The 25,426-nt window shown below is 51.9% G+C and carries 16 protein-coding genes, 2 tRNA genes, 3 rRNA genes and 1 pseudogene; 8 read left to right on the forward strand and 14 right to left on the reverse strand.

All coding sequences use genetic code 11. The features are described from left to right. Positions 1 to 8: 8 nt before the first annotated feature. The gene (locus CSTAT_RS07420) at positions 9 to 1,241 is read right to left on the reverse strand and encodes a benzoate/H(+) symporter BenE family transporter (RefSeq protein ID WP_169833259.1); all 1,233 of its coding nucleotides are present in this window, start codon (positions 1,239 to 1,241) and stop codon (positions 9 to 11) included. 48 nt (positions 1,242 to 1,289) lie between these two features. Beyond that, positions 1,290 to 1,910 carry a class I SAM-dependent DNA methyltransferase gene (locus CSTAT_RS07425; protein WP_075722976.1) on the reverse strand — a complete coding sequence of 207 codons (621 nt, stop codon included), beginning with the start codon at positions 1,908 to 1,910 and terminating at the stop codon, positions 1,290 to 1,292. Between the two features lie 160 nt (positions 1,911 to 2,070). On the opposite strand from CSTAT_RS07425, the gene CSTAT_RS07430 reads away from it, so the two are divergent. Next, entirely contained in the window at positions 2,071 to 3,285 is a 1,215-nt protein-coding gene (locus CSTAT_RS07430; RefSeq protein ID WP_075722977.1) for an alpha/beta hydrolase, read from the forward strand. A gap of 101 nt (positions 3,286 to 3,386) precedes the next feature. Here the strand turns inward: CSTAT_RS07430 and CSTAT_RS07435 are convergent, their stop codons facing one another. Beyond that, positions 3,387 to 3,974: a cutinase family protein gene (locus tag CSTAT_RS07435; RefSeq protein WP_244892802.1), complete on the reverse strand. Its 588-nt coding sequence runs from the start codon at positions 3,972 to 3,974 to the stop codon at positions 3,387 to 3,389. A gap of 494 nt (positions 3,975 to 4,468) precedes the next feature. On the opposite strand from CSTAT_RS07435, the pseudogene CSTAT_RS07440 reads away from it, so the two are divergent. From CSTAT_RS07440 to CSTAT_RS07455, 4 genes and pseudogenes are all read left to right on the forward strand, one after another. Further along, positions 4,469 to 4,756 (forward strand): annotated as a pseudogene (locus tag CSTAT_RS07440) (GNAT family N-acetyltransferase); the annotation flags it as partial. A gap of 111 nt (positions 4,757 to 4,867) precedes the next feature. Further along, complete coding sequence (locus tag CSTAT_RS07445) at positions 4,868 to 5,782, forward strand: MurR/RpiR family transcriptional regulator (RefSeq protein ID WP_075722979.1); 915 nt, start codon at positions 4,868 to 4,870, stop codon at positions 5,780 to 5,782. 268 nt (positions 5,783 to 6,050) lie between these two features. After that, positions 6,051 to 7,205, forward strand: a complete 1,155-nt coding sequence (gene solA / locus CSTAT_RS07450; protein WP_075722980.1) for an N-methyl-L-tryptophan oxidase — start codon at positions 6,051 to 6,053, stop codon at positions 7,203 to 7,205. Positions 7,206 to 7,208: 3 nt separating this feature from the next. Further along, the gene (locus tag CSTAT_RS07455) at positions 7,209 to 8,702 is read left to right on the forward strand and encodes a sodium:solute symporter family protein (protein WP_066794503.1); all 1,494 of its coding nucleotides are present in this window, start codon (positions 7,209 to 7,211) and stop codon (positions 8,700 to 8,702) included. Between the two features lie 461 nt (positions 8,703 to 9,163). Here the strand turns inward: CSTAT_RS07455 and rrf are convergent. The 8 genes from rrf to CSTAT_RS07495 form a co-directional block, all read right to left on the reverse strand. Then, a 5S ribosomal RNA gene (rrf, locus tag CSTAT_RS07460) occupies positions 9,164 to 9,282 on the reverse strand. A 155-nt stretch (positions 9,283 to 9,437) separates the two neighbouring features. After that, positions 9,438 to 12,513, reverse strand: a 23S ribosomal RNA gene (locus CSTAT_RS07465). 517 nt (positions 12,514 to 13,030) lie between these two features. Further along, positions 13,031 to 14,553: ribosomal RNA gene (locus tag CSTAT_RS07470) — 16S ribosomal RNA — on the reverse strand. The 16S, 23S and 5S rRNA genes sit together here, the layout of an rRNA operon. A gap of 742 nt (positions 14,554 to 15,295) precedes the next feature. Then, positions 15,296 to 16,738 carry an aldehyde dehydrogenase gene (aldA, locus tag CSTAT_RS07475; RefSeq protein WP_075722981.1) on the reverse strand — a complete coding sequence of 481 codons (1,443 nt, stop codon included), beginning with the start codon at positions 16,736 to 16,738 and terminating at the stop codon, positions 15,296 to 15,298. A 34-nt stretch (positions 16,739 to 16,772) separates the two neighbouring features. Continuing rightward, positions 16,773 to 17,657, reverse strand: coding sequence for a dihydrodipicolinate synthase family protein (locus CSTAT_RS07480; RefSeq protein WP_075722982.1), 885 nt, complete (start codon positions 17,655 to 17,657; stop codon positions 16,773 to 16,775). Between the two features lie 2 nt (positions 17,658 to 17,659). After that, positions 17,660 to 18,463, reverse strand: coding sequence for an amidohydrolase family protein (locus CSTAT_RS07485; protein ID WP_075723850.1), 804 nt, complete (start codon positions 18,461 to 18,463; stop codon positions 17,660 to 17,662). Between the two features lie 10 nt (positions 18,464 to 18,473). Next, positions 18,474 to 19,268 (reverse strand): SDR family oxidoreductase, encoded by a 795-nt coding sequence (locus CSTAT_RS07490; protein ID WP_075722983.1) that lies wholly within the window; start codon positions 19,266 to 19,268, stop codon positions 18,474 to 18,476. Between the two features lie 121 nt (positions 19,269 to 19,389). Further along, positions 19,390 to 20,160: an IclR family transcriptional regulator gene (locus tag CSTAT_RS07495; protein WP_075722984.1), complete on the reverse strand. Its 771-nt coding sequence runs from the start codon at positions 20,158 to 20,160 to the stop codon at positions 19,390 to 19,392. Between the two features lie 212 nt (positions 20,161 to 20,372). Here CSTAT_RS07495 and CSTAT_RS07500 point away from each other — a divergent pair, with 212 nt between their 5' ends. The 3 genes from CSTAT_RS07500 to CSTAT_RS07510 are packed head-to-tail and all read left to right on the forward strand — an operon-like array spanning position 20,373 to position 23,461. Continuing rightward, positions 20,373 to 21,656, forward strand: coding sequence for an enolase C-terminal domain-like protein (locus CSTAT_RS07500; protein WP_075722985.1), 1,284 nt, complete (start codon positions 20,373 to 20,375; stop codon positions 21,654 to 21,656). Positions 21,657 to 21,705: 49 nt separating this feature from the next. Next, positions 21,706 to 23,040, forward strand: coding sequence for an L-fucose:H+ symporter permease (fucP, locus tag CSTAT_RS07505; protein WP_066794524.1), 1,335 nt, complete (start codon positions 21,706 to 21,708; stop codon positions 23,038 to 23,040). Next, entirely contained in the window at positions 23,033 to 23,461 is a 429-nt protein-coding gene (locus CSTAT_RS07510) for an RbsD/FucU family protein (RefSeq protein ID WP_075722986.1), read from the forward strand. Before fucP ends, CSTAT_RS07510 begins: the two co-directional genes overlap by 8 nt. Positions 23,462 to 23,569: 108 nt before the next feature. Here the strand turns inward: CSTAT_RS07510 and CSTAT_RS07515 are convergent. The 3 genes from CSTAT_RS07515 to gltX all read right to left on the reverse strand — a co-directional run bounded on the left by CSTAT_RS07515 (position 23,570) and on the right by gltX (position 25,415). Then, positions 23,570 to 23,642 (reverse strand) — tRNA-Glu (locus CSTAT_RS07515). 41 nt (positions 23,643 to 23,683) lie between these two features. Continuing rightward, positions 23,684 to 23,755, reverse strand: a tRNA-Gln gene (locus CSTAT_RS07520). 163 nt (positions 23,756 to 23,918) lie between these two features. Beyond that, entirely contained in the window at positions 23,919 to 25,415 is a 1,497-nt protein-coding gene (gltX, locus tag CSTAT_RS07525; RefSeq protein ID WP_075722987.1) for a glutamate--tRNA ligase, read from the reverse strand. Positions 25,416 to 25,426 lie beyond the last annotated feature (11 nt).

A 25,426-nucleotide genomic window follows, 5' to 3' on the forward strand; every position in this document is an offset into this window, starting at 1 on the left:
AATCCAGATTACTGGTGAACGGCGTGTTCTTGGGCGATTTTGTCTTCCTGAGATTGCTTGCGAGCCAACAAGATGCCGCGCACGATAAGTCCACCGGCGATAGACCAGACTGCGGCACCGATGCCGAAGATAGTCAGACCCGACGCAGCGATGATGAAAGTAATCGCAGCAGGCATCCGGGAATGTTCCGCAGGGTTCTTCCATGCACCGGCCACAGAGCCGGAGAATGTGCCGATCAAAGCAAGGCCAGCCAAGGTACTAAACACCTCTACTGGTGCTGCGGAGATGATCACGACGATGAAGCTACACAGCAGGCCAATTATTAGGTAAGTGTTCCCGCTCCACATCGCGCTGCGCCAACGACGCAGGCGCTTCACGCCAGATTCAGACCCTGCTGATAGCGCTGCGGAGATAGCGGCCAGGTTAATGGTCAGACCACCAAACAGCGCGGCAATAGAACTCATGAACCCGGTGGAGACCATCGCGCGCTTCCACGGCAGTTTGTAGTCATAAGCCTTCAAAATCGCAAGCCCAGGTAGGTTCTGGGATGCCATAGTGACCAAGTACAGCGGCAGGGAGATGTTGACGATCGCAGCAATGCTTATCGATGGCATCACGAATTCCAAGTGCGGGAAAATATTGACGCCTTCAAGGTCTGCCGCATTGAAAGTAAACGCAATGACCAAGCAGGAGGCGACGAAAGCGGCGGGAATCGCCCAACGCGGCGCTTTCCACAAAGCAATTAGCCACACGCCGACGATGGGACCGGCTAGTAAGGGTTCGGCGGCGAGGTTTAAGAAGGGCTTCGTACAGTACGAAAGCAAGAAGCCAGCAAGCATTGCCTGCGCGATTTCGCCGGGGATTTTGGAGACTAAATCAGCCAGCGGACGGATAAGACCGGTGGCAATCAACAACACACCGGTGAGCATGAACGCGCCCATGGCGTGGGAGAATAATTCGCTATCGCCTTCGCCAGCCGCAAAGGCACCGGCTATGAGTGCCGCGCCAGGGGTCGACCACGCAATGGTGATGGGCGCCTTGGTCGTATATGCCAAAAAGTAGGTGGTGAGGCCAATGGCGAAACACACCGCGAGGAGCCCACTGGAAATTTGCTCATCAGTTGCACCGAGGTTTTGCATCATTGCAATGACGATGACAAATGAACCTAAAAAGCCCACCAAGCCGGTCGTAATACCGGCAATGACGGACAAAACACCCTGTGAAGCCCCTGGCTTAGGCAAGCGAATCCCTTCCCTATTTAGTACTAACCCTGATACATCTTAGCCATTCTAGCTGGTAAAAGCGTTTGCGAGGAAAAGTGAATACTCCCCGTCCTCGCGTTCGATCTTTCCAACATCATGGAATTGAACTTCTGCAAAGCCGGCATCACGCAATGATTGCTCGAACTCATCGCGTTTAAAACCATCGTGGGCGTCATAATGATCGATGTGGGCATGGAACTTCCCGCCCGCATCATCGAGTTCGATAATGCACGCTACTCCCCCAGGTGCAAGAATGCTGGCAAATGACGTCAATAAGGCTGGGACATTGGCCACATGATGCAAAACCAGCGAGGCCACAACAAGGTCATATTTTTCATCGGGAAGCTTGCCGCCGACCAAGTCAGAATCGGAAAGCTCAGCACCATCAAGCACGCCAGCGTCAATCTTGCCTGCGATTACCTCACGCATACCGTGAGAATTATCCGCTAAAGTCAGCTGCCCCACATGCGGTGCCAAAAATTGCGAGACCAGTCCCGTGCCCACACCAAACTCAAAGACGCGCTCGTTTCCTTGAGGTTGAACCGTATCCACAATCAGTTGCGCAGTACGGCGCGCACGCTCAATCTTCTTCGGGTCTTTATCCCACTCAGCGGCCTGGTCGTCAAAGTGATGGCGATGATCAATCATTCCCGCAGTTTAGCAAGATTAAGTGTTTAGCTCCGCTGCTTTTCGATGCTCCCCAACAACCCTTCCAAAAACTGTGCCACAGATAACTCACAGTCAATTGTTAGAAATCCCAAAGGTGCAGATACATTTATTATCGATTCCCCTTACGAAAGGTACTTTCATGCGTCTTCTTCCTGCGCTGGCCGCGGCAGCACTTGCGCTTACCCTGGCACCTGCTGCTCATGCACAATCTAGCGCGAATTCCACCGGCTGGATGTCCTCGCTTGGCTCCTCGAATGGCGAGCTTTCCAGTGGCCTGAGCCAAGGCCTTTCTTCTGGCAACCTGTCTTCGGCAGGTTCATCCACGCCAGAGGTTCATCAGGAATTTAGCCGCAACTACGGCTCGTCTCTGGCCGCGATCGATACGACTTTCGGAGTCCTGGGCCTGCTTGGCGATAACTCCACCGTCCTCACCGATATATGGAAATCCGAACAAGACGCATACCCATTCCCAATTGATGATTCCATCACCACTGCCGAGCTAGTCTCGCGCAGTGCGACCAACGAGCCAGGACACGAGCGCTGGGTCGTTTCATCCCCTTCAATGGGCCGCAATGTAGAAGCTGACGTTCTCGTCGGCGATGGCGGTCCAGTGGTCTACTTCTTGGAGGGCATCGACTCACCAAAGACCTCCAACTGGATCAAGGGAGGCTACGCCCAAAAGGTATTCTCTGATACCGATGCCACCGTCGTCATCCCAGCGCAAGGCGCTGGCTCTATGTGGCAAGACTGGGACAACGATGATCCAGTGCTTGGCCGCCACCAGTGGGATACCTTCCTAACTGAAGAGCTCGCTCCCGTTGTTGAGGAAGAGGTCTCTCACAACGGCAAGCGCGGTCTTATCGGCTTGTCGATGGGTGCCTCCGGCGCTGTCATGATGGCAAACAACAACCCTGGTTTCTTTGATGGGGTTGCTGGAATCTCTGGCTGCTATTCAACTACAGACTCCATCGGCGCCGGCACCGTCAAACTTACCGTCGGCAATCTCGGTGGCGACCCAAACAATATGTGGTCCGCCCCAGAAGATTGGGAACGCAACGACGTGGTCTTAAACCCCGAGGGTCTGCGCGGTACGCAGCTGTACCTTTCCGCCGCCAACGGCGAAATCACCGATGAAGAAGTCGCCTACTACGCAGACAAGGAGATCACTGACCAGATCACAGGCTCGCTTCTTGAAGCCGGCTCACGCCACTGCACCGAGAACCTCTCCGCCGCTCTGACCAAATCTGGCATCGAGCACACCACTGACTTCTTGGACCAGGGTGCTCACGGTTGGCCAATGTTCGGCCCGCAGCTGCAGCCAGCATGGGATGGCATCAAGTCGGCGCTTCAGTAGCGTTAAAGCGTTAATGTAGAACCTGAAGAATTCAAAAGTCCGCAGCAGTTACTTGCTGCGGACCGTTTCGTTTAGAAGCTGATGACGCGCCCTAGCCGGTATTAATCGGCACTATTGAGCAAACCTGCCACTGCATCGATCACGCGGACATCTTGTGCAGTGGGCTCATTCAGGAAGTAAGAAGCATGCACCTCGGCCTTTGTAGATAGCGCATCACTTGCTGCTTCCAAGGAAAAGTCGCAGACGAAGTCCCCGTTGAGGCAGTAATCCACCCGCCTGCCTTCTGGCAGTGCAGCTCGTTCCATTGCCCACGGGTACTTATGCAATGGATTACCGATGGTCACCGCCCCTTCCAGACGACCAGTATTCGCGAGGTATTTTTCAACGCTCGTTGTAACCAATGCGCCCTGGGAAAAGCCAGCAACTACATAGTTCGGGTTACAACCGGTAGTGGCTTCATATTCTTCGACGACTTTTGGAGCGTTAATCATGCCAGAGCGAACGCTATCAATAAATCCAAAAGCCACCGAGTGAATCATCTCGTGGATCGGATACTGCTGGACAATGCCAACTGCACGCTGGACCAATTCAATCAGACCAATATTTTCGCCTTCTTCTGCCAATGGTGGCAGCCCCATAGCGGCAGGGTATGCCTCGTCATCGAGTGCGAGCACGTAGACGCTATCCATAGTTCCGGGATGTCTCTGCTCTAACTGGTGAAACATCGCCGTAAAATTGGGGCCTTCGTAACCGTTAGACGGTGCGGAGTTCTCAGAATAGAGCTGAGGGCCGAAATACTCGCCGTATTCTTCGTTTTGGTCAGATCCCCGCGCGGCGAGCACCACGGTAACGGGACAAGTCTGTTCCAACGCCGCTGCGTGCCCTGGCGCCGGTGCGGTTATCCCGGCAAGAACAAAACAAGATATGACGCCAAATACACTCCCCCGGCGGAATTTTCTCATACCTTCAAGCTACGTCAGCAGAATGTTCTCAGCAACCTTGCAGCGAGGTTCCTTAAGGCTCCGAAGCATAAAACGAATCTTTGTATCACATTCGCACAACAGGATAAAAGGAACAAACGCTAAACATCGCTAGGGCTCTTCACCTAGCCAGCAGCCAAGTAGGAACTATCGACGACCATTCTTGAAAAAGAAGGTTCGCCGTCGGTTTCGAAACTTCTAGACCTGTCAGGATGGGACGCGCGATTGGCGATTCCGGCTGGTGTTTTCTCATCGCCGATATGGCAACAGGCCCAGCGCATCAACGCCGTGGAATTGGGCGCGCGGTACTAGAGGAACTGCTGTCTGCAATTCTTACCAGGGCTCCGGAAAATCCATACATCGTCTTGCTCGCCGATGCTCCAGGACGACCGCTATATCAATCGATGGGCTTTATAGAGACCGCACCGCATTCGATTGGCATGCGGAACGCAACGAAGGAAGCTGGCTCCGCCGATAAGGCTCTTGGATAAGAAAAAGATATAGATTGCGTGCGTTAGCTACCCCTCATTACGCAATTTCATCGGCTGGGCGCGGGTATCCTGAGCTGAAAGTATATTCAACCCTAAGGACGCAGTCGCCTAATGAAAGATGCGAAAACCACGTTTCAGGAACGATACGTTGAAGCCGGTCCGCGCTTAACCCCGAGTGAAAAGAAGATCGGTGAGTATCTGCTGCGAAATCCTGATGAAGTTTTGGGCTCTTCCGCTGTAAAGATTGCTGAGGCGACGGGGACGAGTGATGCATCCGTGATTCGCACAATAAAGGGCTTGGGCTACCAGGGGCTTCCGGATCTCAAGAAAGAATTCCTCGAAAGTGTTCTGCGCCGCCGGAACTCTGCCGCAACTTTGGATCACAACATCGAAAGCATCCAAACTAATAAGCGGCCAGCTGAGCAAATGCTCGCGAACTCAGTTGATATTATCGATGCGTTTCGCGAGGAATTTGACCACGAGGCGTTTGCTAGCTGCGTTGAGGCAGTAAGCAATGCGCGGCGAACCTACACCTATGGACTCGGCGCCGGCTCCATGGTTTCAGGATTTTTAGCGCTTCATCTCAAGCGCGTTGGCTTCGATGCCGAGGCGATGATGCTCGCAGGCTACAGGCTTGCTGATGACTTGCTGCCGTTGACTGCCAATGACTGCATTGTGTTGATTGCCCCATTCCACCAGACAACCGAGGTGGAAGTGATTGTCGACCATGCCAAAGACGTCGGCGCCAGCGTTGTGCTTGTAACTGAAGCTTTAGGCATGTCACTGCAAGATCGTGTAGACATCATCATCAAAACTCCACCGTCAATTTCGAACGTGGTCAGCGAGCACTTAGCACCATTTGTTTTCAGCTATGTCCTTACGATGCAACTAGCTTCGTTGCAGAAAGACGCGTCTCTCAAGCGCAACAATTTGTTTAACGACCTTTCATCCAGATTTACTGGTAGTCCGGATTTTCCCTCGCCGGTTTTTCTTTCCGATATCGACGATGATGACTCCGACAACTGAACTAGCAATATTAAGGCTGGGAGCTATTAAGCTCCCAGCCTTTTATTTTTTGGGTTAACCCTTGCTGTCGTGAAGGAACGACGCCTTTTGAATTTTCCACTACACCCATTGACAGTTTCCGTAGCGCTTACTACATTATGAACTACGCCAAATAAGTCACCGCTTGTGAGTAGAGACATAGATACCGTTCTGCTACTCGCTCCAATACTTTGGTTGCGGCGCTAGGCCCTATATCCACCTCATTTCCCCACCTTGGAGGATCCTCACAATGGCAGAGAACAAAACCATGGAAGTCGCTGTTATCGGCGCCGGCGTAATCGGAGTCATGTCAGCATGGCAGCTTGCCGCACGTGGGCATAACGTCACCGTCTACGACCAATGGAATACCCCAAATGACCGCGGTGCCTCCGCCGGTGAATCACGTATCTTTCGCACCTTATATAAGGAAGGCCCTGACTACGTTCCGTTGATGCAAAAATCCTTGCCGATGTGGGATGAGCTGCAAAAGGGACTTGAAGTGCCTATTTTAGAAATGTGCGGCGGGCTTACCATCGGCCCTCGCGATCATAAAGATGTCCAAGCAGTCATCGACTGCGCCGAAGAGTTAGATTTGGACCATGAAGTGCTCGACCAAAAAGAGATGGCCGAGCGTTACCCACAATTTGGCCTAGACGAGAATGAGGTGGGTGTCTTTGACCCCGTCGCCGGAATCTTCCGCCCCGAACTGGCCGTTCTAACTGCTCGCGAAGAGAGTAAGCGTCTCGGGGCAAAGTACCGTCCCTACACTCGAGTACTCAATCTTCGCCCCACCGAAGACGGCATCATGGTGGATACTGCTGATGATGCACAGCGCTTTGACAAGGTAGTCCTTGCAACGGGCCCTTGGGCAACTGGTGCTACCTGGGCGACCAATTTTGCTCCGTCGATGATTCAAGCTCGACGCCTGGTGGCAGGCTGGTTCCCAGCTCGTGATACTGCCTTACACCAGCCGAAGAATATGCCTATTTCTATTCGCCGCCACCCCGAAGCTGGATTCTCATGCTTCCCCATCCTGGATGGCACGGCCGTAAAGATCCTTCCCCACCATCTTGACTGGATGAACATCGATAGTCCAGAGGATCTGCCGCGACTCATTGAGCCTGAGTTTGTTCGTGCCATTGAGCGAGCAGTTGCACGCCTAATGCCAGGGCTAGATCCAGCGGCTATTCGAGTATCGAGCTGGACCGAAGGTTTTACCACTGACGGAGTTCCTGTCGTTGGGCCATCGCCTGCCGATGACCGAGTTGTCCTTGCCTTTGGCATGTCCGGACAAGGGTTCAAATTTGCTCCAGCAGTCGGATCCATCGTTACTGACTACGTTTCCACGGATACCTCATCCGATGCTATTGCCATCATGTCCCCGACCCGCTTTGAACAGGAGTAAACAATGGATATCGGAACAACCCTACTCATTTCCGTGACTTCGTTGATAGTCATCGGAATCGGGGCTTATATCGCTTACGTGGTGGGCAAAAAGCACAACTCCAGCGAAGACTGGATGGTTGGCGGACGCAGCCTACCGGTCTATGTCGTGGGTTTCTCTCAAGCTGCTACAGCTGTAGGCGGCGGCGTGCTCGTCGCCCACGTCGGAATCGCCTACGCGTGGGGTCTTTCAGTATTTTGGTACGAGCTGTTTGTCGTTGTCGGCATGATAATCATCTTGCTTTTTGCCAAATGGCTGCACAAGGGAAACTTCTCCACTATCCCCGAGATCTTCACCCGCATCTTCGGAAACAGCCGAGTTCTGCTTGCGCTCATCGCCGTCGCCGTGATCTTGGTTCCCTTTGGCTGGTTAGCTACCCAATTCGTTGCCTTCGCCAGCCTTTTCGGACAGGTCACAGGAATTGCTATGACACCCCTGATTATCGTGATGGCTCTCATCAGTGTGCTATTCGTACTCCCCGGTGGGTTAACTTCGGTCGCATGGTCGGACTTTTTCTTTGGGGTATTCATGGTAATTGGTTCTTTCATCGTGGCTGGCTTCGCTATCCAACGTGCAGGCGGACTCGGTGAAATCTTCAGGAACGTTCCCAGTGAAATCGCCGCAGTCCCTCAAGGATTTGGCGCTGCCGGCGTTATGACCATTCTCCTCTGGGGATTTTCTATTCTGCCGGGCACGGTAACCAACCAGATGTATTATCAGCGTATCTTTGCAGCTAAAAATGTCCGTGAAGGCCGTCAGGGCATTTACATTGCGGCAGCCGGCATCATCCTCGCAGGCTTCTATGCGCTCGCCATCGGCCTAGCAGTCCGAGCAATGAATGGCTCGCTCGGAATCAACGGCCGCGAACAAGCCGCCGGTTGGTTCCTCGGCGAAATCCCATCGTGGTTGTTGGCACTCTACGGTTCATTCTTAATGGCCACCATTGTCTCCACCACTGGTTCCGCTTTGCAGTCGGTTGTTGCGAACATGGTCCACGACTTGCGGAATGCTTTTGTTAGCGAAGAGCGCTTGGCAAATACCAACACAGTTTCGGTATCCCGCTGGTGCACCATCGCTGTAACCGTAGTCGCGGCACTACTCGCGGTTCTGTACCCGCAGGCACTTGACCTGTTGGTTGCTACCTACGCATACTCAGCATCGGTACTCGCGGTTCCACTGATTGCCGGCATGATTCTGATCAAGCGCGGACAAATACCCGTCGTGGTTTCTTATGCCTCAATGGCAGCTGGCCTTATCGGTTGCGGTATCGCCCACATCATCGGGACGAACATTCCTTACGCAATCTTCGGAATCCTCGCCAGCCTGGTTGCCTTCACAACTGCGTACATGGCAGTAAAGTCACAAATCAAAGAACCTCAGCTCCCAAACGATGCAGAGGATCCAAACCACAGCAGAGAAGTGAACAAGAATCAGGAAACCATCTCAAAACAAGACTAAGACCCCAACAACTACGCGACAAGATGTAAGTCCAGATCCAGCTATCGTATCGGGTTGAGATAAATTAATCGAAGTTCCGCACTCCAGAAAGCCAATGAACGGGCAACTTCCGCGCAATCCCGTCGTTCCTACCGCACTTGTGAAAGCAAGTGCGGTGTTCCATTTCTCATGATCCTGAATGCTCTGTCTACCGGCCAATGAAAAGTACTGGGTGTGGGAAAGGATTTAACCCCTTGAGTCCCGTGTCAAAGCCGCTAGACTCGGAGCCCTCTTTGTCAGCCTTCACATGAACTCTAGCCAGCCTAGCCAAAGCACCCTGTGCGGCTTCGGGCTGAATGCGTGCTCTAATGCGGTGCTGGCGAACGCCCTCTATAAAACCGGAAACGACGAAAAGGGAGGGTTAAGACCAATAATGTGGTCTTAACCCTCCCTTCTTGCTATTTAATTGTGTTTTGTTTAATTGTCGGCGGTAACTTACTCTCCCACACCCTCCCGGGTGCAGTACCATCAGCGCGGGCAGGCTTAGCTTCCGGGTTCGGAATGGGTAACCGGGCGTTTCCCTGCCGCTATCGCCACCGACAAATCATCGGAACAAACATGTTCTGATGCCTGGGGTGTTGTGTCAGATACTGCATAGTGGACGCGTCTCACACCACAAAGGGTGTGCTTGATTTTTGTCTGTGCGACAAGAGTCTATTTTTCTCGTTACGTGTTACAAACCAACAAATGTGTTGGTTGTGTTTGTTTGTTGGTGTATTAGTACCAGTAGCCTTAACATCTTACAATGCGTACAGGTCTGGCCTATCAACCCTATAGTCTGTAGGGAACCTCAACAGAAACCTCATCTTAAAACAGGCTTCCCGCTTAGATGCTTTCAGCGGTTATCCCTTCCGTACGTAGCCAACCAGCCCTGCTCCTGGCGGAACAACTGGCACACCAGAGGTACGTCCGTCCCGGTCCTCTCGTACTAGGGACAGCCTTCTTCAAGTTTCAACGCGCGCGGCGGATAGAGACCGAACTGTCTCACGACGTTCTGAACCCAGCTCGCGTGCCGCTTTAATGGGCGAACAGCCCAACCCTTGGGACCTACTCCAGCCCCAGGATGCGACGAGCCGACATCGAGGTGCCAAACCATCCCGTCGATATGGACTCTTGGGGAAGATCAGCCTGTTATCCCCGGGGTACCTTTTATCCGTTGAGCGACACCACTTCCACAAGTAGGTGCCGGATCACTAGTCCCGACTTTCGTCCCTGCTCGACTTGTAAGTCTCACAGTCAAGCTCCCTTGTGCACTTACACTCACCACCTGATTGCCAACCAGGCTGAGGGAACCTTTGGGCGCCTCCGTTACATTTTAGGAGGCAACCGCCCCAGTTAAACTACCCACCAGGCACTGTCCCCAACCCAGATCATGGGCCAAGGTTCAGGTATCCAATCCGATCAGAGTGGTATTTCAACAACGACTCCACCACAACTAGCGTTGCAGCTTCACAGTCTCCCACCTATCCTACACAAACCGAACCGAACACCAATACCAAGCTATAGTGAAGGTCCCGGGGTCTTTTCGTCCTGCCGCGCGTAACGAGCATCTTTACTCGTAGTGCAATTTCACCGGGCCTGTGGTTGAGACAGCAGAGAAGTCGTTACGCCATTCGTGCAGGTCGGAACTTACCCGACAAGGAATTTCGCTACCTTAGGATGGTTATAGTTACCACCGCCGTTTACTGGGGCTTAAATTCTCAGCTTCGAAACCACAAGGTTTCTAACCGGTCCTCTTAACCTTCCAGCACCGGGCAGGCGTCAGTCCATATACCTCAACTTAACGTCTTCGCATGGACCTGTGTTTTTGATAAACAGTCGCTTCCCTCTATTCTCTGCGACCACCCCACGCTCCACCAGTAAATAGTATCACGTAGCATGGTCCCCCTTCTTCCGAAGTTACGGGGGCATTTTGCCGAATTCCTTAACCACAGTTATCCCGAACGCCTTAGTATTTTCAACCTGACTACCTGTGTCGGTTTGGGGTACGGGCCATATACACACATCGCTAGAGGCTTTTCTCGACAGTACAGGATCACCAACTTCACCAAAAAGGCTCCGCATCACGCCTTAGCCCTAAATAAGTGACGGATTTACCTATCACTTGGCCTACACGCTTACACCAACAATCCACTAAGTGGCATGGCTACCTCACTGTGTCACCCCATCGCTTGGACCACATATCAGGCCCCACGCACGCACACAAAACCAGTAACCCGAAGGCAACCAGAACATGCTTGTGGGTGGTTAGTATCAATGCTTTACCACGGGCGCGCATATACGGGTACCAGAATATCAACTGGTTGTCCATCGACTACGCCTGTCGGCCTCGCCTTAGGTCCCGACTCACCCTGGGAAGACGAACTTGACCCAGGAACCCTTAGTCATCCGGCGGGACAGATTCTCACTGTCCAATTCGTTACTCATGCCTGCATTCTCACTCGCACACAGTCCACAACTCCTTACAGTATTGCTTCAACCCATGCACGACGCTCCCCTACCCAAATATCAAAAATATTTGCCGCGGCTTCGGCGGTGTGCTTGAGCCCCACTACATTGTCGGCGCAAAACCACTCGACCAGTGAGCTATTACGCACTCTTTCAAGGATGGCTGCTTCTAAGCCAACCTCCTGGCTGTCTTCGCGATCTTACATCCTTTTCCACTTAGCACACCCTTAGGGGCCTTAACCGGCGATCTGGGCTGTTTCCCTCTCGACTATGAAGCTTATCCCCCACAGTCTCACTGCCGTAGAACACAACTGGCGGCATTCGGAGTTTGGCTGATGTTGCTAAGATGATAGTCCCGCTCAACCAACCAGTAGCTCTACCTCCACCAGGCTACTACGACGCTGCACCTAAATGCATTTCGGGGAGAACCAGCTATCACGGAGTTTGATTGGCCTTTCACCCCTACCCACAACTCATCCCCGCAGTTTTCAACCTACGTGGGTTCGCGCCTCCACGACGTCTTACCATCGCTTCACACTGGCCATGGGTAGATCACCCCGCTTCGGGTCCAGAACATGCCACTTGCCACCCTAGTTAGGATTCGGTTTCCCTACGGCTACCCCACACGGGTTAACCTCGCGACATGCCGCTGACTCGCAGGCTCATTCTTCAAAAGGCACGCCATCACCCACACAAGGGGCTCTGACGGATTGTAGACACATGGTTTCAGGAACTATTTCACTCCCCTCCCGGGGTACTTTTCACCATTCCCTCACGGTACTCATACACTATCGGTCACACTGAGTATTTAGGCTTACCGGGTGGTCCCGGCAGATTCACAGCAGATTCCACGAGCCCGCTGCTACTCGGGCACCACAACACACACCACACATCGTCTTCACCTACAGGGCTCTCACCTTCTACGGCCGGGCATTCCAACCCACTTCACCTAACAACACATAGCGCGCTCTGTTCTGGTAGAAACAGAAAATCATGGCCCCACAACACCGCATGCACAACCCCTACCAAGTATCACATACACACGGTTTAGCCTCATCCACGTTCGCTCGCCGCTACTAGCAGAATCATTATTATTTTCTCCTCCTGCAGGTACTAAGATGTTTCACTTCCCCACGTATAACCCCCACACTGACTATGAATTCATCAGCAGGTACCTACCCATAACGGCAGGCGGGTTTCCCCATTCGGACATCCTCGGATCAACGCTTAATTGACAACTCCCCGAGGCTTAACGCAGCCTTACACGTCCTTCATCGGCCCAGTATGCCAAGGCATCCACCATGCGCCCTTAAATAACGAACACACACCCCACACAAAAAATGCGCAGGGTGAACAACCGTAACTAAAAAAATAACTAAACACACAAACAACCAAGCATTAACACCCAGTGTTTATGCGCGTTCTCACAGAAAAAATAAGAAAAAATTACACACACCACACAAACCAATGACCAAAGCCAAAACATTCATGTGGTGGATGCTCGCGTCCACTATACAGTTCTCACACAACACCCCACACCACCCTGGGCAAACCACTGCTAAACAGCATCAGCTTGCCTTGACCTGGTGTGAGCATCAGGACCAACCCATAAACAATGGATTGCTGTCCCAGACACCCAACAGTGCACCAACGAATTACCTAGAAAAATTATGTCCCTGTATATGCTTCAAAAAATTCCTGTTACCAACCCTTATATGGTTGGCGGTGTGTTTCCACTCCGATTCAAACCGGTGGCATGACCACACTCGGGCCATCAACCACCAACCCAACAACACCATGGTTACTACCACGTGGTGGGTTATATAAATAATGCTCCTTAGAAAGGAGGTGATCCAGCCGCACCTTCCGGTACGGCTACCTTGTTACGACTTCGTCCCAATCGCCGATCCCACCTTCGACAGCTCCCTAACAAGTTTAGGCCACTGGCTTCGGGTGTTACCAACTTTCATGACGTGACGGGCGGTGTGTACAAGGCCCGGGAACGTATTCACCGCAGCGTTGCTGATCTGCGATTACTAGCGACTCCGACTTCATGGGGTCGAGTTGCAGACCCCAATCCGAACTAAGGCCGACTTTCAGGGATTCGCTCCACCTTACGATGTCGCTGCCCACTGTATCGACCATTGTAGCATGTGTGAAGCCCTGGACATAAGGGGCATGATGATTTGACGTCATCCCCACCTTCCTCCGAGTTAACCCCGGCAGTCTCTCATGAGTTCCCACCATAACGTGCTGGCAACATAAGACAAGGGTTGCGCTCGTTGCGGGACTTAACCCAACATCTCACGACACGAGCTGACGACAACCATGCACCACCTGTATACAGACCACAAGGGAAAGACTATCTCTAGCCCGATCCTGTATATGTCAAGCCCAGGTAAGGTTCTTCGCGTTGCATCGAATTAATCCACATGCTCCGCCGCTTGTGCGGGCCCCCGTCAATTCCTTTGAGTTTTAGCCTTGCGGCCGTACTCCCCAGGCGGGGCGCTTAATGCGTTAGCTACGGCACAGAAGACGTGGAAGCCCCCTACACCTAGCGCCCACCGTTTACGGCATGGACTACCAGGGTATCTAATCCTGTTCGCTACCCATGCTTTCGCTCCTCAGCGTCAGTAACTGCCCAGAGACCTGCCTTCGCCATCGGTGTTCCTCCTGATATCTGCGCATTTCACCGCTACACCAGGAATTCCAGTCTCCCCTACAGCACTCAAGTTATGCCCGTATCGCCTGCACGCCCGAAGTTAAGCCCCGGGATTTCACAGACGACGCGACAAACCACCTACGAGCTCTTTACGCCCAGTAATTCCGGACAACGCTTGCACCCTACGTATTACCGCGGCTGCTGGCACGTAGTTAGCCGGTGCTTCTTATCTACCTACCGTCACCCGAAGGCTTCGTCGATAGCGAAAGGAGTTTACAACCCGAAGGCCTTCATCCCCCACGCGGCGTCGCTGCATCAGGCTTGCGCCCATTGTGCAATATTCCCCACTGCTGCCTCCCGTAGGAGTCTGGGCCGTATCTCAGTCCCAATGTGTCCGTACACCCTCTCAGGCCGGATACCCGTCGCCGCCTTGGTAGGCCATTACCCCACCAACAAGCTGATAGGCCGCAGGCTCATCCCACACCGCAAAAGCTTTCCACCACACCATCCAAGATGCGGTCCTATATGGTATTAGACCCAGTTTCCCAGGCTTATCCCACAGTGCAGGGCAGATCACCCACGTGTTACTCACCCGTTCGCCACTCGAGTACCTTGTGCAAGCACAAGGCCTTTCCGTTCGACTTGCATGTGTTAAGCACGCCGCCAGCGTTCATCCTGAGCCAGGATCAAACTCTCCACAAAAATAAAGGCGTGAAAAGCCCAAAACCTAACAAAAAAGACAAACAACACACACAAAGCGCTTAAACCCCATGTGTGAAGCTGACCAAAAATTACTACATAAAGAAATCAACAAACCCAACCAAACCAAAGCCCAGTTGAGCAAGGTAAAAGTGTTTTATCTCCGTATTAAATACAGACAACAATTACATCGATTCAATATGCACCGTTAAAAAAGTTTAACTATTTTCAATGACACTTCATAACGACAAGTGACATCCGGTACACACCAACAACCAAACACCCACAAAGGATATTCAGTCCAACATAATTCTCATCCACACAACACAGACAAAAATATAAAATCTAGTACATTGGTACACTATTGAGTTCTCAGACAACAACCACACCACACACTGCGCACTACATCCACGATGCGTCACAGAAGAAGTGAATGGAAAGTCAAAAAATAATTTTGTATTTCTCGCCAGCGGCTGTTTTCCTACCGCCATTCTCACCAGAACCTAATGTTCTGTGCGGGGCGTTGTCGGTCTCGCTGACTCACATAAAGTTACACGGCACCTAGAACGTTGACAAATCCCCAGCACAAACATCAAATTAGGCTGTGCAAACAGCTTTAGCCTGCTTCCGCAGGTGTGTAAGACTCCGCGGCGGCAAGGGGGCAGCCAGTGTTGAGTGTCGGCTGCCCTCTGCTTTTTTCGTCGCAGGAATCGCTGTGCTTAAACGCGAAACTCAGTTGAGAACGCTAAACCTGCGATTGGACGTAGACAGTATGGGTTTCTACGAACTCCATCAATCCATGCTTGCCGTCAGCACCACCAATTCCAGACTGACGTCGGCCGGCATGGAAACCTTGCATCGCTTCAAAGTTTTCACGGTTAATGTAGGTTTCTCCGTACAGCAGTTCCCGTGAAGCCTTCATTGCCAAATTCAAGTTCTCCGTATAAACAGATGAACTTAACCCGTATTTTGAGCTATTCGCGATCTCGAGGGCTTCGTCAAGGTCTCGGACTTTGACCACTGGTAAAACTGGCCCGAAGATCTCGTCTCGGGCAATCTCTGAGTCAGACTCCACATTGGTAATAATTGTCGGCTGGTAGAAGTTACCTTCTTCAAAACCTTCCGGTGCTTGCCCACCGGTGACCAAGGTTGCTCCTTCTGATAGAGCTCGGTCTACCATCCCCTGCACCTTCTCGGATGCGGCTTGGTTGATCAAAGGCCCCATATCAATTTCGCTGCTCTTAGAGGGATCATCGAAACGTGTCGCTTCAAACTTGGTCTTAAGCTTCGCGACAAGTTCATCATGCACTGACTCTTGAACCAGAACCACCTCTGCACAGTTACATACCTGGCCGGTATTAATAACGCGCGAGTTCCAAATGGCCTCGGCAGCCAAATCCAGGTTGGCATCGTCAAGCACTATGGCTGGCGCCTTGCCGCCGAGCTCAAGGTTAACTCGAGTCAGGTTAGGTGCTGCCGCTGCCATAATCGCCTTGCCAGCTTTTACCGATCCTGTCATGGAAACCATATTGACCTTGGCACTTGTTGTCAGGGCATTGCCAACCGAGGCGCCGCTGCCTCCAACCATGTTGAATACCCCGCGCGGAATTTCGACTTGATCGACTAAGGATGCAAATTCGAAAGCCACAATTGGAGTTTCTTCACTTGGCTTGATGACGATCGTATTGCCGGTAATCGCTGCGGGCGCAAACTTCCGTGCGACCAAAAAGAGCGGAAAATTCCAAGGCAAAATGCCCGCCACGACACCAAGCGGCTGATAGGTCAAAAAGATCTGCTCACCTGGACGATCCGAAGGGATCACTTCCCCTTCAATGCGGCGGGCAAAGCCAGCCATATACTCCAAATAATCTGCCGTGAAGGATACTTCCGTCGCCGCAAGATCGGGAGTTTTTCCTTGTTCAGTCATAAGAAACTTCTGGAACTTCTGATGGTTTTCACGCAGCGCTGAAGCAATCTGGATCAAGTACTTTCCACGTTCAATTGCTGGCAACGCGGCCCACGCAGGCTGAGCCGCATTCGCAGCGTCAACTGCGGCTGAGACAGTATTGTCATCTGATTCCGGACTCTTTGCCAAAAGCTCTCCGGTTGAGGGGTTAAATACCTCAATGAAGTCACTCGCTGGCACGAACTGTCCGTTGATGTAGTTCTGGTACTCGATAGTGGACATAGTAGTTCCTCCTGGTTCCTAGGTTTTAAAAGTTTTACACTTCGCTGCTGTCTACTAGACGCTTAACTGCGTCCCTTTGGGTAGCTGACAAAGCAATATATGGTTCACGTGTCGCGGTATTGAGCTCTGAAAGATAGCGGCGCTGCACAGCCTCTTTAATGGTGTGGATAAACTGATCGCCCACGGCGTAGATCTGCATCAAGTTAGAAATTCGCCCAGCGGACCGCGTTGCTGCACTGTGGTCGCCTGATTCAAAACTTTGGTGCATCTGTGCAAAAAGCTCCGGGTATACATTGGTCAAACCAGAAATAACTCCAGCGCCACCAGCCACGCGATTCGGCAGGTAGTATTCATCAAAGCCGGAGAAGACCGCGAAATCCGCATCTGTCGCAGCAATCATGGCGCGAGTGTGTGAGATATTGTCCACGGTGTCCTTGATACCCACAATATTCGGATGAGCTTCGCGCAATTTGCTCACCAGCTGCGGTGAAAGGTCACTGCCCGTACGGTCCGGGAAGTTGTACAAAACGATTGGAAAATCAACCGCCTCAGCAAGCTCGCCGAAGTATTGCTCCGCGGCGGCTTCACTTGGTCCAAAGTAATAAGGACTAACAACCACCGCTGCATCGGCGCCTGCGCTTTTCGCGTGTCGGGTCAACCCGATGGCGCTCTTGAGCCGAGTGCTGCCGGTTCCGATGAAGACCTTCACACGACCGGCAATCTCAGCGGTGGCAAAGTCAATGATGCGACGTTTTTCTGCCTCGTCGAAAGCATAAAATTCTCCGATGCTTCCTAACACGAGGATGCCGTCCACACCGCCTTCAATGAGGAAGTTCAGGTGTTTCGACCAAGCGCCATAATCAACGTCACCTTCACTAGTGAGCGGGGTGATAGTCGGGCAAAAAATTCCTTTAAACATTACTATCCTTTCAGTTTGTAGACGCGCTTAGCGTTATTAGCGAAGACGTCCGGATCTTCTTCAAAGTGATCCCGCAATAAGTCAAGATTTTCCTGGAAACTGGAATAGAGGTTCATGACCGGCCAATTGGATGCGTACAGCAACCGCTTTCGAGAAAATTCAGCTTCCAGCAACTGCAGAACCTTCTTATTCAAGTGAGGGTTCTTGACCGACAGACCTGATACTTTGCAATACACGTTTGGCAAGGAAGCCAGGTTTTTGATTGCAGATTCGTACTGTTGATCATAAACAGTGACATTGCCGCAGTGATTCACCACGACTACTGCTTGCGGAACCTGCGAACATGCCTTCCACAGATCTTTAAGTTCATGTTCACGCATGACGGCTTCAAAGACCTGGCCAGTTTCAGCAAGAACACTCAGCCCATCCAGAAATGAGTCCTCAAGGCACCTACCCCGTGGGATATCCTCGTTATGAAGAACTTCACGAACGCCAACAAAGCGGTCATCAACATCAATATGTCGTGACAAAACTTTGCGGGTAACCGCACCAATCAGTTCTGGAGTCCGAGCCATAGTTTCCAGGACCATGCTGTCTTCGATCTTGGCGTCAGTAGTATCGGCCTCGATATGAACAAGGCCTTTTAGCTCAACATCGGCAACGCCCTGGTATTCATCGATAAGCTGGGCAATTGAGAAATCCCTTCGCAGAACACTCAGTTTTTTCTCAGCTTCTAACCACGCCAAAGACTGGCGTTGGAGGTCCCACGCGTGAAAGTGAGAATCGATAACCTGCAGCGCAGACACATCAATCACCTCACTCTAAAGTCAGTGCCCGGTCGAGGTGGACATATCCGCCATCAACATGAATCCACTGGCCTGTGGTGTGAGATGAACGGCTCGAAAGCAAGAAAGCTGCGGTGTCGCCGATTTCTTCGACAGAAGTCATCCGTTTGCCGAGCGGAATATTTTGCGTAATCGCATCTAGGCGAGACTGTTGCTCCGCCTCGCTACCGAAAGTCTCTATCCACTTTTGGTAGAGCGGCGTCCAAGCTTCAGCAACCACGATGGCATTAACGCGCACGCCATCGGATGCAAGAGCGGCAGCCCACTCACGCGTTAGCCCCAGCACTGCGCCTTTGGCAGCAGCATAAGATGAAGTCTTTCCCTGCCCCGTCAAGGCCGTCTTGGAGCCAACATTGACAACTGCCCCTTGAGTTTCTTTGAGGTAGCGTACCGATGCATGCACCAACTCGAAGTAGTGAGTCAGATTTCCATGCAGAGATTTTTCAAATTCCTGCCAGGTGGTGTTTTCAAGTGACTGATTGTCATTGGCACCGGCATTATTAACCACCCCGTCAATGCGCCCATACCTTTGGTACACCCCATCGGCTATCGAAGCGATCTCCTCAGTGTCGTTCAAATCGATTTGAATAACTTCATGCTTTGCTTCAAGTTCATCCAGCTCTGCACGGAAGTCCATAGGCATTGGATTTCGGTCAAGAATTATCGGAATTGCCCCTTCGGCAGCCACCGAAAGCACAATCCCTTTCCCGATTCCCTTAATCCCGCCTGTAATCAGAATTACGCGGTCTTTTAACTTTAAGTCCACTTGAGCCCTCCAGTTCTATCGAATGAAACCCTGTTCCATATTCACGAGAGTAACCGAGGCCACAAGATTTGCAATTCATTTACGTGCAAAAGTGAGATAACTCACTAGGCGTTCATGGGCCCTACCCCCTCCGGGATACGCTGGGAGCCCCTAAGTCTGTCGATATCGCCTGGGCGGCTTCCACAATGACGGGCGCAAACTGACACACCTCTTCGACCGAATTCTCCAAAGCCAGCGACGTCATTGAAATGCCATGGGAAATGCGTCCCGAATGATCGAATATTGGCGCGCCGATACACCTAATCCCGGGTACATTTTCTTCATCATCAAGGCTGTAACCGCGACTGCGAACCTCATCCAGCTCCCTACGCAGGGCATCCGGATCCACAATCGTATTGGGTGTCTTCGCCACCAACTCCACTGATGAAAAATATCCGGAGAGCTCTTCCGAAGTGAATCCTGAAAGCAGACACTTGCCAATCGCAGTGGAGTGCAGATGCATACTTTGCCCTACCCCGGAGGGAATGCTGTACGGAGTAGCACCACTTTGCTTAGCAATATAGATTGCTTCGAATTGATTCAATGCCCCTACGTGTGCCGTATACCCAAGAGTGGAAGACAGCTTACTTAAGTGCGGGGCTGCAATCTGCGAAATATCAATATTCCGAAATGCTTCACCCGCAAGCTGCAAAGAAGCAGGCCCCGCGAAATAGTCCCCGTTTTCCGATATGGAAATAAACCCGAAGTCCACCAAGGATTTCAAAATTCTATGAACCGTAGCCTTCGCAAAACCTGTCGCGGTAACAATCTCCGAAAACCGTTCATATTTAATCGCTTCCTGCAGGACAATTAGCGTCTTGTCCGATGCGGTGTACTGACGTTCGCCACTCATATGGACTCCATTTCCTTCTGCCTTTCATAGTTATGTTGCCACACATCAACGCAAGCACAGCAACGAAAGAAGTAATTCAAGAAACTCCTTGCGGTACATGGTGATGTGAGATACATTCTTTCTCAAGGCGCATAAGGAACTTAGTTCCGAGAGACGGAACAGATTCTGGGCGCGGCCGGGTATCCCGTTCGGATTCAAATGAAAGGACTTCAATGAGCAAGATTTCAAAAATCTCTACCTACGATCTGCGGTTCCCCACATCCGCAACCCTGTCCGGGTCGGACGCAATGAACCCTGATCCTGACTACTCATCTGCATATTTGGAGGTAGAGACGGACGCAAACGATGGACATAAAGGGATCGGATTCGTGTTCACAATCGGCCGCGGAAATGATGTGGTCATCAAAGCCATTGAGTCACTGTCGCAGCGGTTCGTGGGTCAGACAGTAGAGCATCTCTTAGATGACATGAAAATGGCCTGGGACATGCTTGTTCACGACTCACAGTTGCGATGGCTAGGTCCAGAAAAAGGCGTCGAGCACATGGCAATCGGAGCCATGCTTTCGGCACTGTGGGATCTTAAGGCTAAGCGCGCAGGACTACCGTTGTGGCAGCTATTGGCGGAGATGACTCCAGAAGAGTTGGTAGCAACATTGGACTTCCGTTACCTGACCGATGTCCTCACCCCTGAGGAAGCCGTTGACATTCTTAAGCGGGGACAAGTTGGCAAAGCTGAACGCATCCAGTCGCTATTGGACAATGGCTACCCCGGCTATTCCACCGCGGCAGGTTGGCTGGGCTACAGCGACGAGAAAATGGTATCCCTCGCAAAGTCGGAATCTACCGAAAAAGGCTTTGGTCTAATCAAGTTAAAGGTCGGACAAAACATCAACGACGATCTCCGTCGACTCAAGCTTGCGCGTGAGGCAATTGGTCCCGACGTCAAACTTGCGGTAGACGCTAACCAAGTGTGGGACGTGGATCAGGCTATTGAATGGATTGGGCACTTCAAAGACTACGACCTGGCCTGGGTGGAAGAGCCCACAAGCCCAGACGACGTCTTGGGGCACGCTCGAATTGCACAGGCTGTAACACCAATTCCCATCGCCACTGGCGAGCAAATGCAAAGCCGTATCCTCTATAAACAATTCCTACAGGCAAACGCCTTTGAAATCATGCAGGTTGATGCAACTCGCGTAGCAGGGCCTCAAGAGCTTGTTATTGAATACTTACTGGCGCATAAATTTGGCAAGCGGGTATGCCCGCACGCTGGCGGAGTCGGTCTTTGTGAAGCCGTTCAACACTTTGCCATGTTCGACTTCGTGGCGATTTCCGGCAGTACCGAAGGTCGATTCATCGAGTACGTGGATAACCAGCACGAGCATTTCATCACTCCAGTCGTTATCAAAAACGGTAACTATATGCCTCCGACAACCCCCGGCAATAGCTGCGAAATGACCCTCGAAACCGCAGAGAAATATCTCTATGCACCCTAACTCTCGGCTGCATCCAGTCAGAGCCGAAGCATAATCCTTAAGGAAAGCAATGACTTCAAATATCCAAACCAGCGAAACATCTTCAGAACAAGGTGGCGGGAAGTCTAAAGAAGGGTTCGTTTACCCTGGACTTCTATTGCCCTTTGCATTGATCGTAACCTGCTTTGCAGCGTGGGGAATTTCTACCGACTTGACCGCTCCCATGGTCAACGTTTTTAGTTCCGTATTCGACATGAGCGCATTCCAATCTGCGCTCGTGCAGTCTGCATACTATGGCGCATACTTCCTGCTCGCGATTCCAGCTGCCATGCTCAACACCCGCTTCGGCTTCAAGGGCGGTGTCGTTATCGGCATGACGCTAGCAGCCATCGGCGCATTTCTGTTCTTCCCTGCGGCAGAAATTATGACTTTCGGAACCTTCCTGCTCGCACTTTTCGTTCTCGCAGGTGGACTTTCAATTGTTGAAACTTCCGCTAATCCGTTCGTAATGTCCTTAGGGCCTGAGAAAAGCGCTACGCGACGCTTGAACTTTGCGCAAGCATTTAACCCTATTGGTTCCAACATCGGTGTTCTCATGGCAACACTTCTGGTGGCTCCACACATCGGAAGTGCGGTTGAACGTGCATCCCTTTCAGAGGCAGAAGCCTTGGCTCAAACCTCCTCTGAACTCGAAAAAGTCATGGTTCCATACATCATCTTGGGTGTATTGTACGCGGGTCTAGCAATCGCTATCTTCTTTGTAAGAATCCCCAAGAATAAGCGCATGCAAGAAACCGACTCCAATACGGTTGCCAAAGGTGTATTCCTTCGCTTGTGGAACAACCGAACTTACCGATTCGGTGTCATTGCACAATTTTTCAACATTGCAGCACAAACCTGTATCTGGACATTCATTCCGTTCTACGTCCAGCACACGCTCGGAGCTTCACACGAAACGGCCGGATGGTGGCTTCAGCTATCGCTTATCTTCTTTCTCGTCATGCGTTTTGTCATGGTCTGGTTGATGGGAAAGTACGACGGCCGCAAGCTGTTGATATTTATGTGTGCTTTGGGAGTTGTTTTCACACTCATCGGTGTCCTGTCGGAGAACGTGGTCGGTGCTGTGGCCATTGCTGCACTCTCTGGCTGCATTTCGCTACTCTTCCCCACCATTTACGGAGTCTCTCTAAGCGGTGTCGGCGCTGACACGAAGTTTGCCTCTTCTGGATTGGTCATGGCCATCGTCGGCGGCGCAGTTGCTCCTATGATTCAGGGCGCGATTACGGATGCGACCAACCCTCAGATCGGTTTCTCGTTCGTAATCCTCTGCTTCGTAATCATTGGCGCTTTTGGCCTTTATGCCATCAAGAACCAAGTGGAGACAAAGGAAGAATCACATGCTTAAAAATATTTCACCGCTTGTCTCTCCGGCATTGCTTAACGCATTAGCTTCCATGGGACATGGCGATGAAATCACCATCGCAGATGCCCACTACCCACGCATGGGATCCGCAGACACGGTCCTAAGAATGGACGGAATAAAAATTCCGGAGTTGCTTGACGGAATCCTGCGACTACTGCCTTTGGATCACTATCACGAGTGGCAATACGCCCTCATGAAACCTGTCGGTGGGGATGAGCAGCCAACCATCTGGCAAACTTACCGCGCTATCATTGATGAACACGACCGGGGTCTTCCCCATCACTTCGAGCGCTTTGAATTCTATGAATATGCGAGACATTCTTTCATCACTGTTATCACAGGTGAGACTGCGCAATACGGCAATATTATTCTGCGCAAAGGAATCGTCAGAGAGTCTCCATAAATAATCATGGCCCCTCGAAACCGAAGAGAATTCGAAGGGCCCTGCCATTGCTGCAGAAAAACTAAAAGTCTCGGATTTCCACTAACGTGACTCCGAGACTTTTATTTGTACCCCGTACGGGATTTGAACCCGTGTTACCGCCGTGAGAGGGCGGCGTCCTAGGCCGCTAGACGAACGGGGCATTAGGACGTGATATTACTAATTTCTTAGCAGTAATCACTGCTGGCCTACCAGGACTCGAACCTAGAACGACGGTACCAGAAACCGCTGTGTTGCCAATTACACCATAGGCCATCATTGCTTTTCAGAACCGGCGTTCACCGCTCTGTGCAACGGTTAATAACTATATCCACTATACTGACCTAAGCCAAATCCCCAGCACAAAGGCAATTTCATGGCTGTAATTAGCTTCGTACTGGGGTTCATTTCCAAGCCTTAGAAGTTCGGCTTTGGGCTTTTATTGCGCTGGCTGCTCTGCTGCCTGAAAAGGCGTGACCGCGCGAGCGGCATTAAGACGTGCCAGGGTGGATTCCTTGCCCAGAAGGTCCATGGATTCAAACAGTGGTGGGGAAATTGCCGCGCCAGAGATAGCGACACGGAGGGCGCCGTAGGCCTTGCGTGGCTTCAGCTCCAAATCCTCGATAAGAGCCTTAGTAAGAGCCGCTTCGATGTTAGGAGTGTTCCACTCCTTTACTGCCTCTAGAGCGGTAATACCGGCCTCTAGTGGCTCAACTGCGTCTTCTTTCAGGTTCTTCTTCGCGGACTTTTCATCTAGGGTCAGTTCTTCGTCGGAGGTGACGAGGAACTTGAGAAGATCGTAGGCATCGGAAAGCACCTTGATGCGTGTTTGTACCAAGTCTGCTGCGATAGCGAACTTCTCCCCGTCGTAGTCTGCGGGAAAGTCGGTGTACTCGCTCAAATAGTTGCGCAGACGGAAAGCGAACTCTTCGGGGTCGAGCAGACGAATCTGGTCAGCGTTGATAGCCTCGAGCTTCTTCTGGTCAAAGCGCGCTGGGTTGCCCAAGACATCCTTGATATCAAAATTGGCAACCAAGTCATCAATAGAGAAGATATCTTCATCTGCAGATAGCGACCAGCCCAATAGCGAGAGGTAGTTGAGCATGCCCTCTGGGATGATGCCGCTATCGCGGTGGTTGAACAGGTTCGACTGTGGGTCACGCTTCGACAGCTTCTTATTGCCCTCCCCCATTACGAATGGCAGGTGGCCAAATTCTGGGGTGAAGTCGGTGACGCCAATCTGCTTGAGCGCTTCGTACATGGCTAGCTGACGTGGGGTGGATGACAGTAGGTCCTCACCGCGCAGGACGTGGGTGATCTGCATGAGAGCGTCATCGACTGGGTTAACAAGGGTGTACAGCGGTGCACCATTGGAACGCGCCACGACGTAGTCCGGCTGAGTTTCCGACTTGAATGTCATCTCACCACGTACGAGGTCGTTCCAGGACCAATCCTGTTCTGGCATGCGCAGGCGCCAGACTGGCTGGCGGCCTTCGGCTTCGAAAGCTGCAATCTGCTCGTCGGAAAGTTCGCGGTCATAGTTGTCATAACCGAGCTTTGGATCGCGGCCAGCTGCCTTGTGTCGCTCTTCTACCTCTTCGGCAGTCGAGTATGCCGGGTAGACCAGACCTGCCTCTTTGAGTTTTGCCAGGATATCCGCATAGATGTCCATCCGCTGTGACTGACGGTACGGCTCATGTGGACCGCCGACATCAACACCTTCATCCCAGCCCAGACCGAGCCAGGTCAAAGAATCTAAGATTGCTTGATAGGACTCCTCTGAGTCACGAGCTGCATCAGTATCTTCGATGCGAAAGACGAGCTTGCCACCAGTGTGGCGGGCATAAGCCCAGTTAAACAAGGCAGTTCGCACCATACCAACGTGCGGAGTACCGGTGGGCGACGGGCAAAAGCGTACGCGTACTTCTTGAGTCATACCGACAATGT

Source organism: Corynebacterium stationis (assembly GCF_001941345.1).
In the GTDB taxonomy this organism is placed as follows: domain Bacteria; phylum Actinomycetota; class Actinomycetes; order Mycobacteriales; family Mycobacteriaceae; genus Corynebacterium; species Corynebacterium stationis.

Coding starts and splice junctions, on each gene's coding strand:
- CSTAT_RS07425 (WP_075722976.1), bottom strand. CDS start 1,910: ATGATTGATCATCGCCATCACTTTGACGACCAGGCCGCTGAGTGGGAT.
- CSTAT_RS07430 (WP_075722977.1), top strand. CDS start 2,071: ATGCGTCTTCTTCCTGCGCTGGCCGCGGCAGCACTTGCGCTTACCCTG.
- CSTAT_RS07435 (WP_244892802.1), bottom strand. CDS start 3,974: ATGGATAGCGTCTACGTGCTCGCACTCGATGACGAGGCATACCCTGCC.
- CSTAT_RS07445 (WP_075722979.1), top strand. CDS start 4,868: ATGAAAGATGCGAAAACCACGTTTCAGGAACGATACGTTGAAGCCGGT.
- solA (WP_075722980.1), top strand. CDS start 6,051: ATGGCAGAGAACAAAACCATGGAAGTCGCTGTTATCGGCGCCGGCGTA.
- CSTAT_RS07455 (WP_066794503.1), top strand. CDS start 7,209: ATGGATATCGGAACAACCCTACTCATTTCCGTGACTTCGTTGATAGTC.
- aldA (WP_075722981.1), bottom strand. CDS start 16,738: ATGTCCACTATCGAGTACCAGAACTACATCAACGGACAGTTCGTGCCA.
- CSTAT_RS07480 (WP_075722982.1), bottom strand. CDS start 17,657: ATGTTTAAAGGAATTTTTTGCCCGACTATCACCCCGCTCACTAGTGAA.
- CSTAT_RS07495 (WP_075722984.1), bottom strand. CDS start 20,160: ATGAGTGGCGAACGTCAGTACACCGCATCGGACAAGACGCTAATTGTC.
- CSTAT_RS07500 (WP_075722985.1), top strand. CDS start 20,373: ATGAGCAAGATTTCAAAAATCTCTACCTACGATCTGCGGTTCCCCACA.
- fucP (WP_066794524.1), top strand. CDS start 21,706: ATGACTTCAAATATCCAAACCAGCGAAACATCTTCAGAACAAGGTGGC.
- CSTAT_RS07510 (WP_075722986.1), top strand. CDS start 23,033: ATGCTTAAAAATATTTCACCGCTTGTCTCTCCGGCATTGCTTAACGCA.
- gltX (WP_075722987.1), bottom strand. CDS start 25,415: ATGACTCAAGAAGTACGCGTACGCTTTTGCCCGTCGCCCACCGGTACT.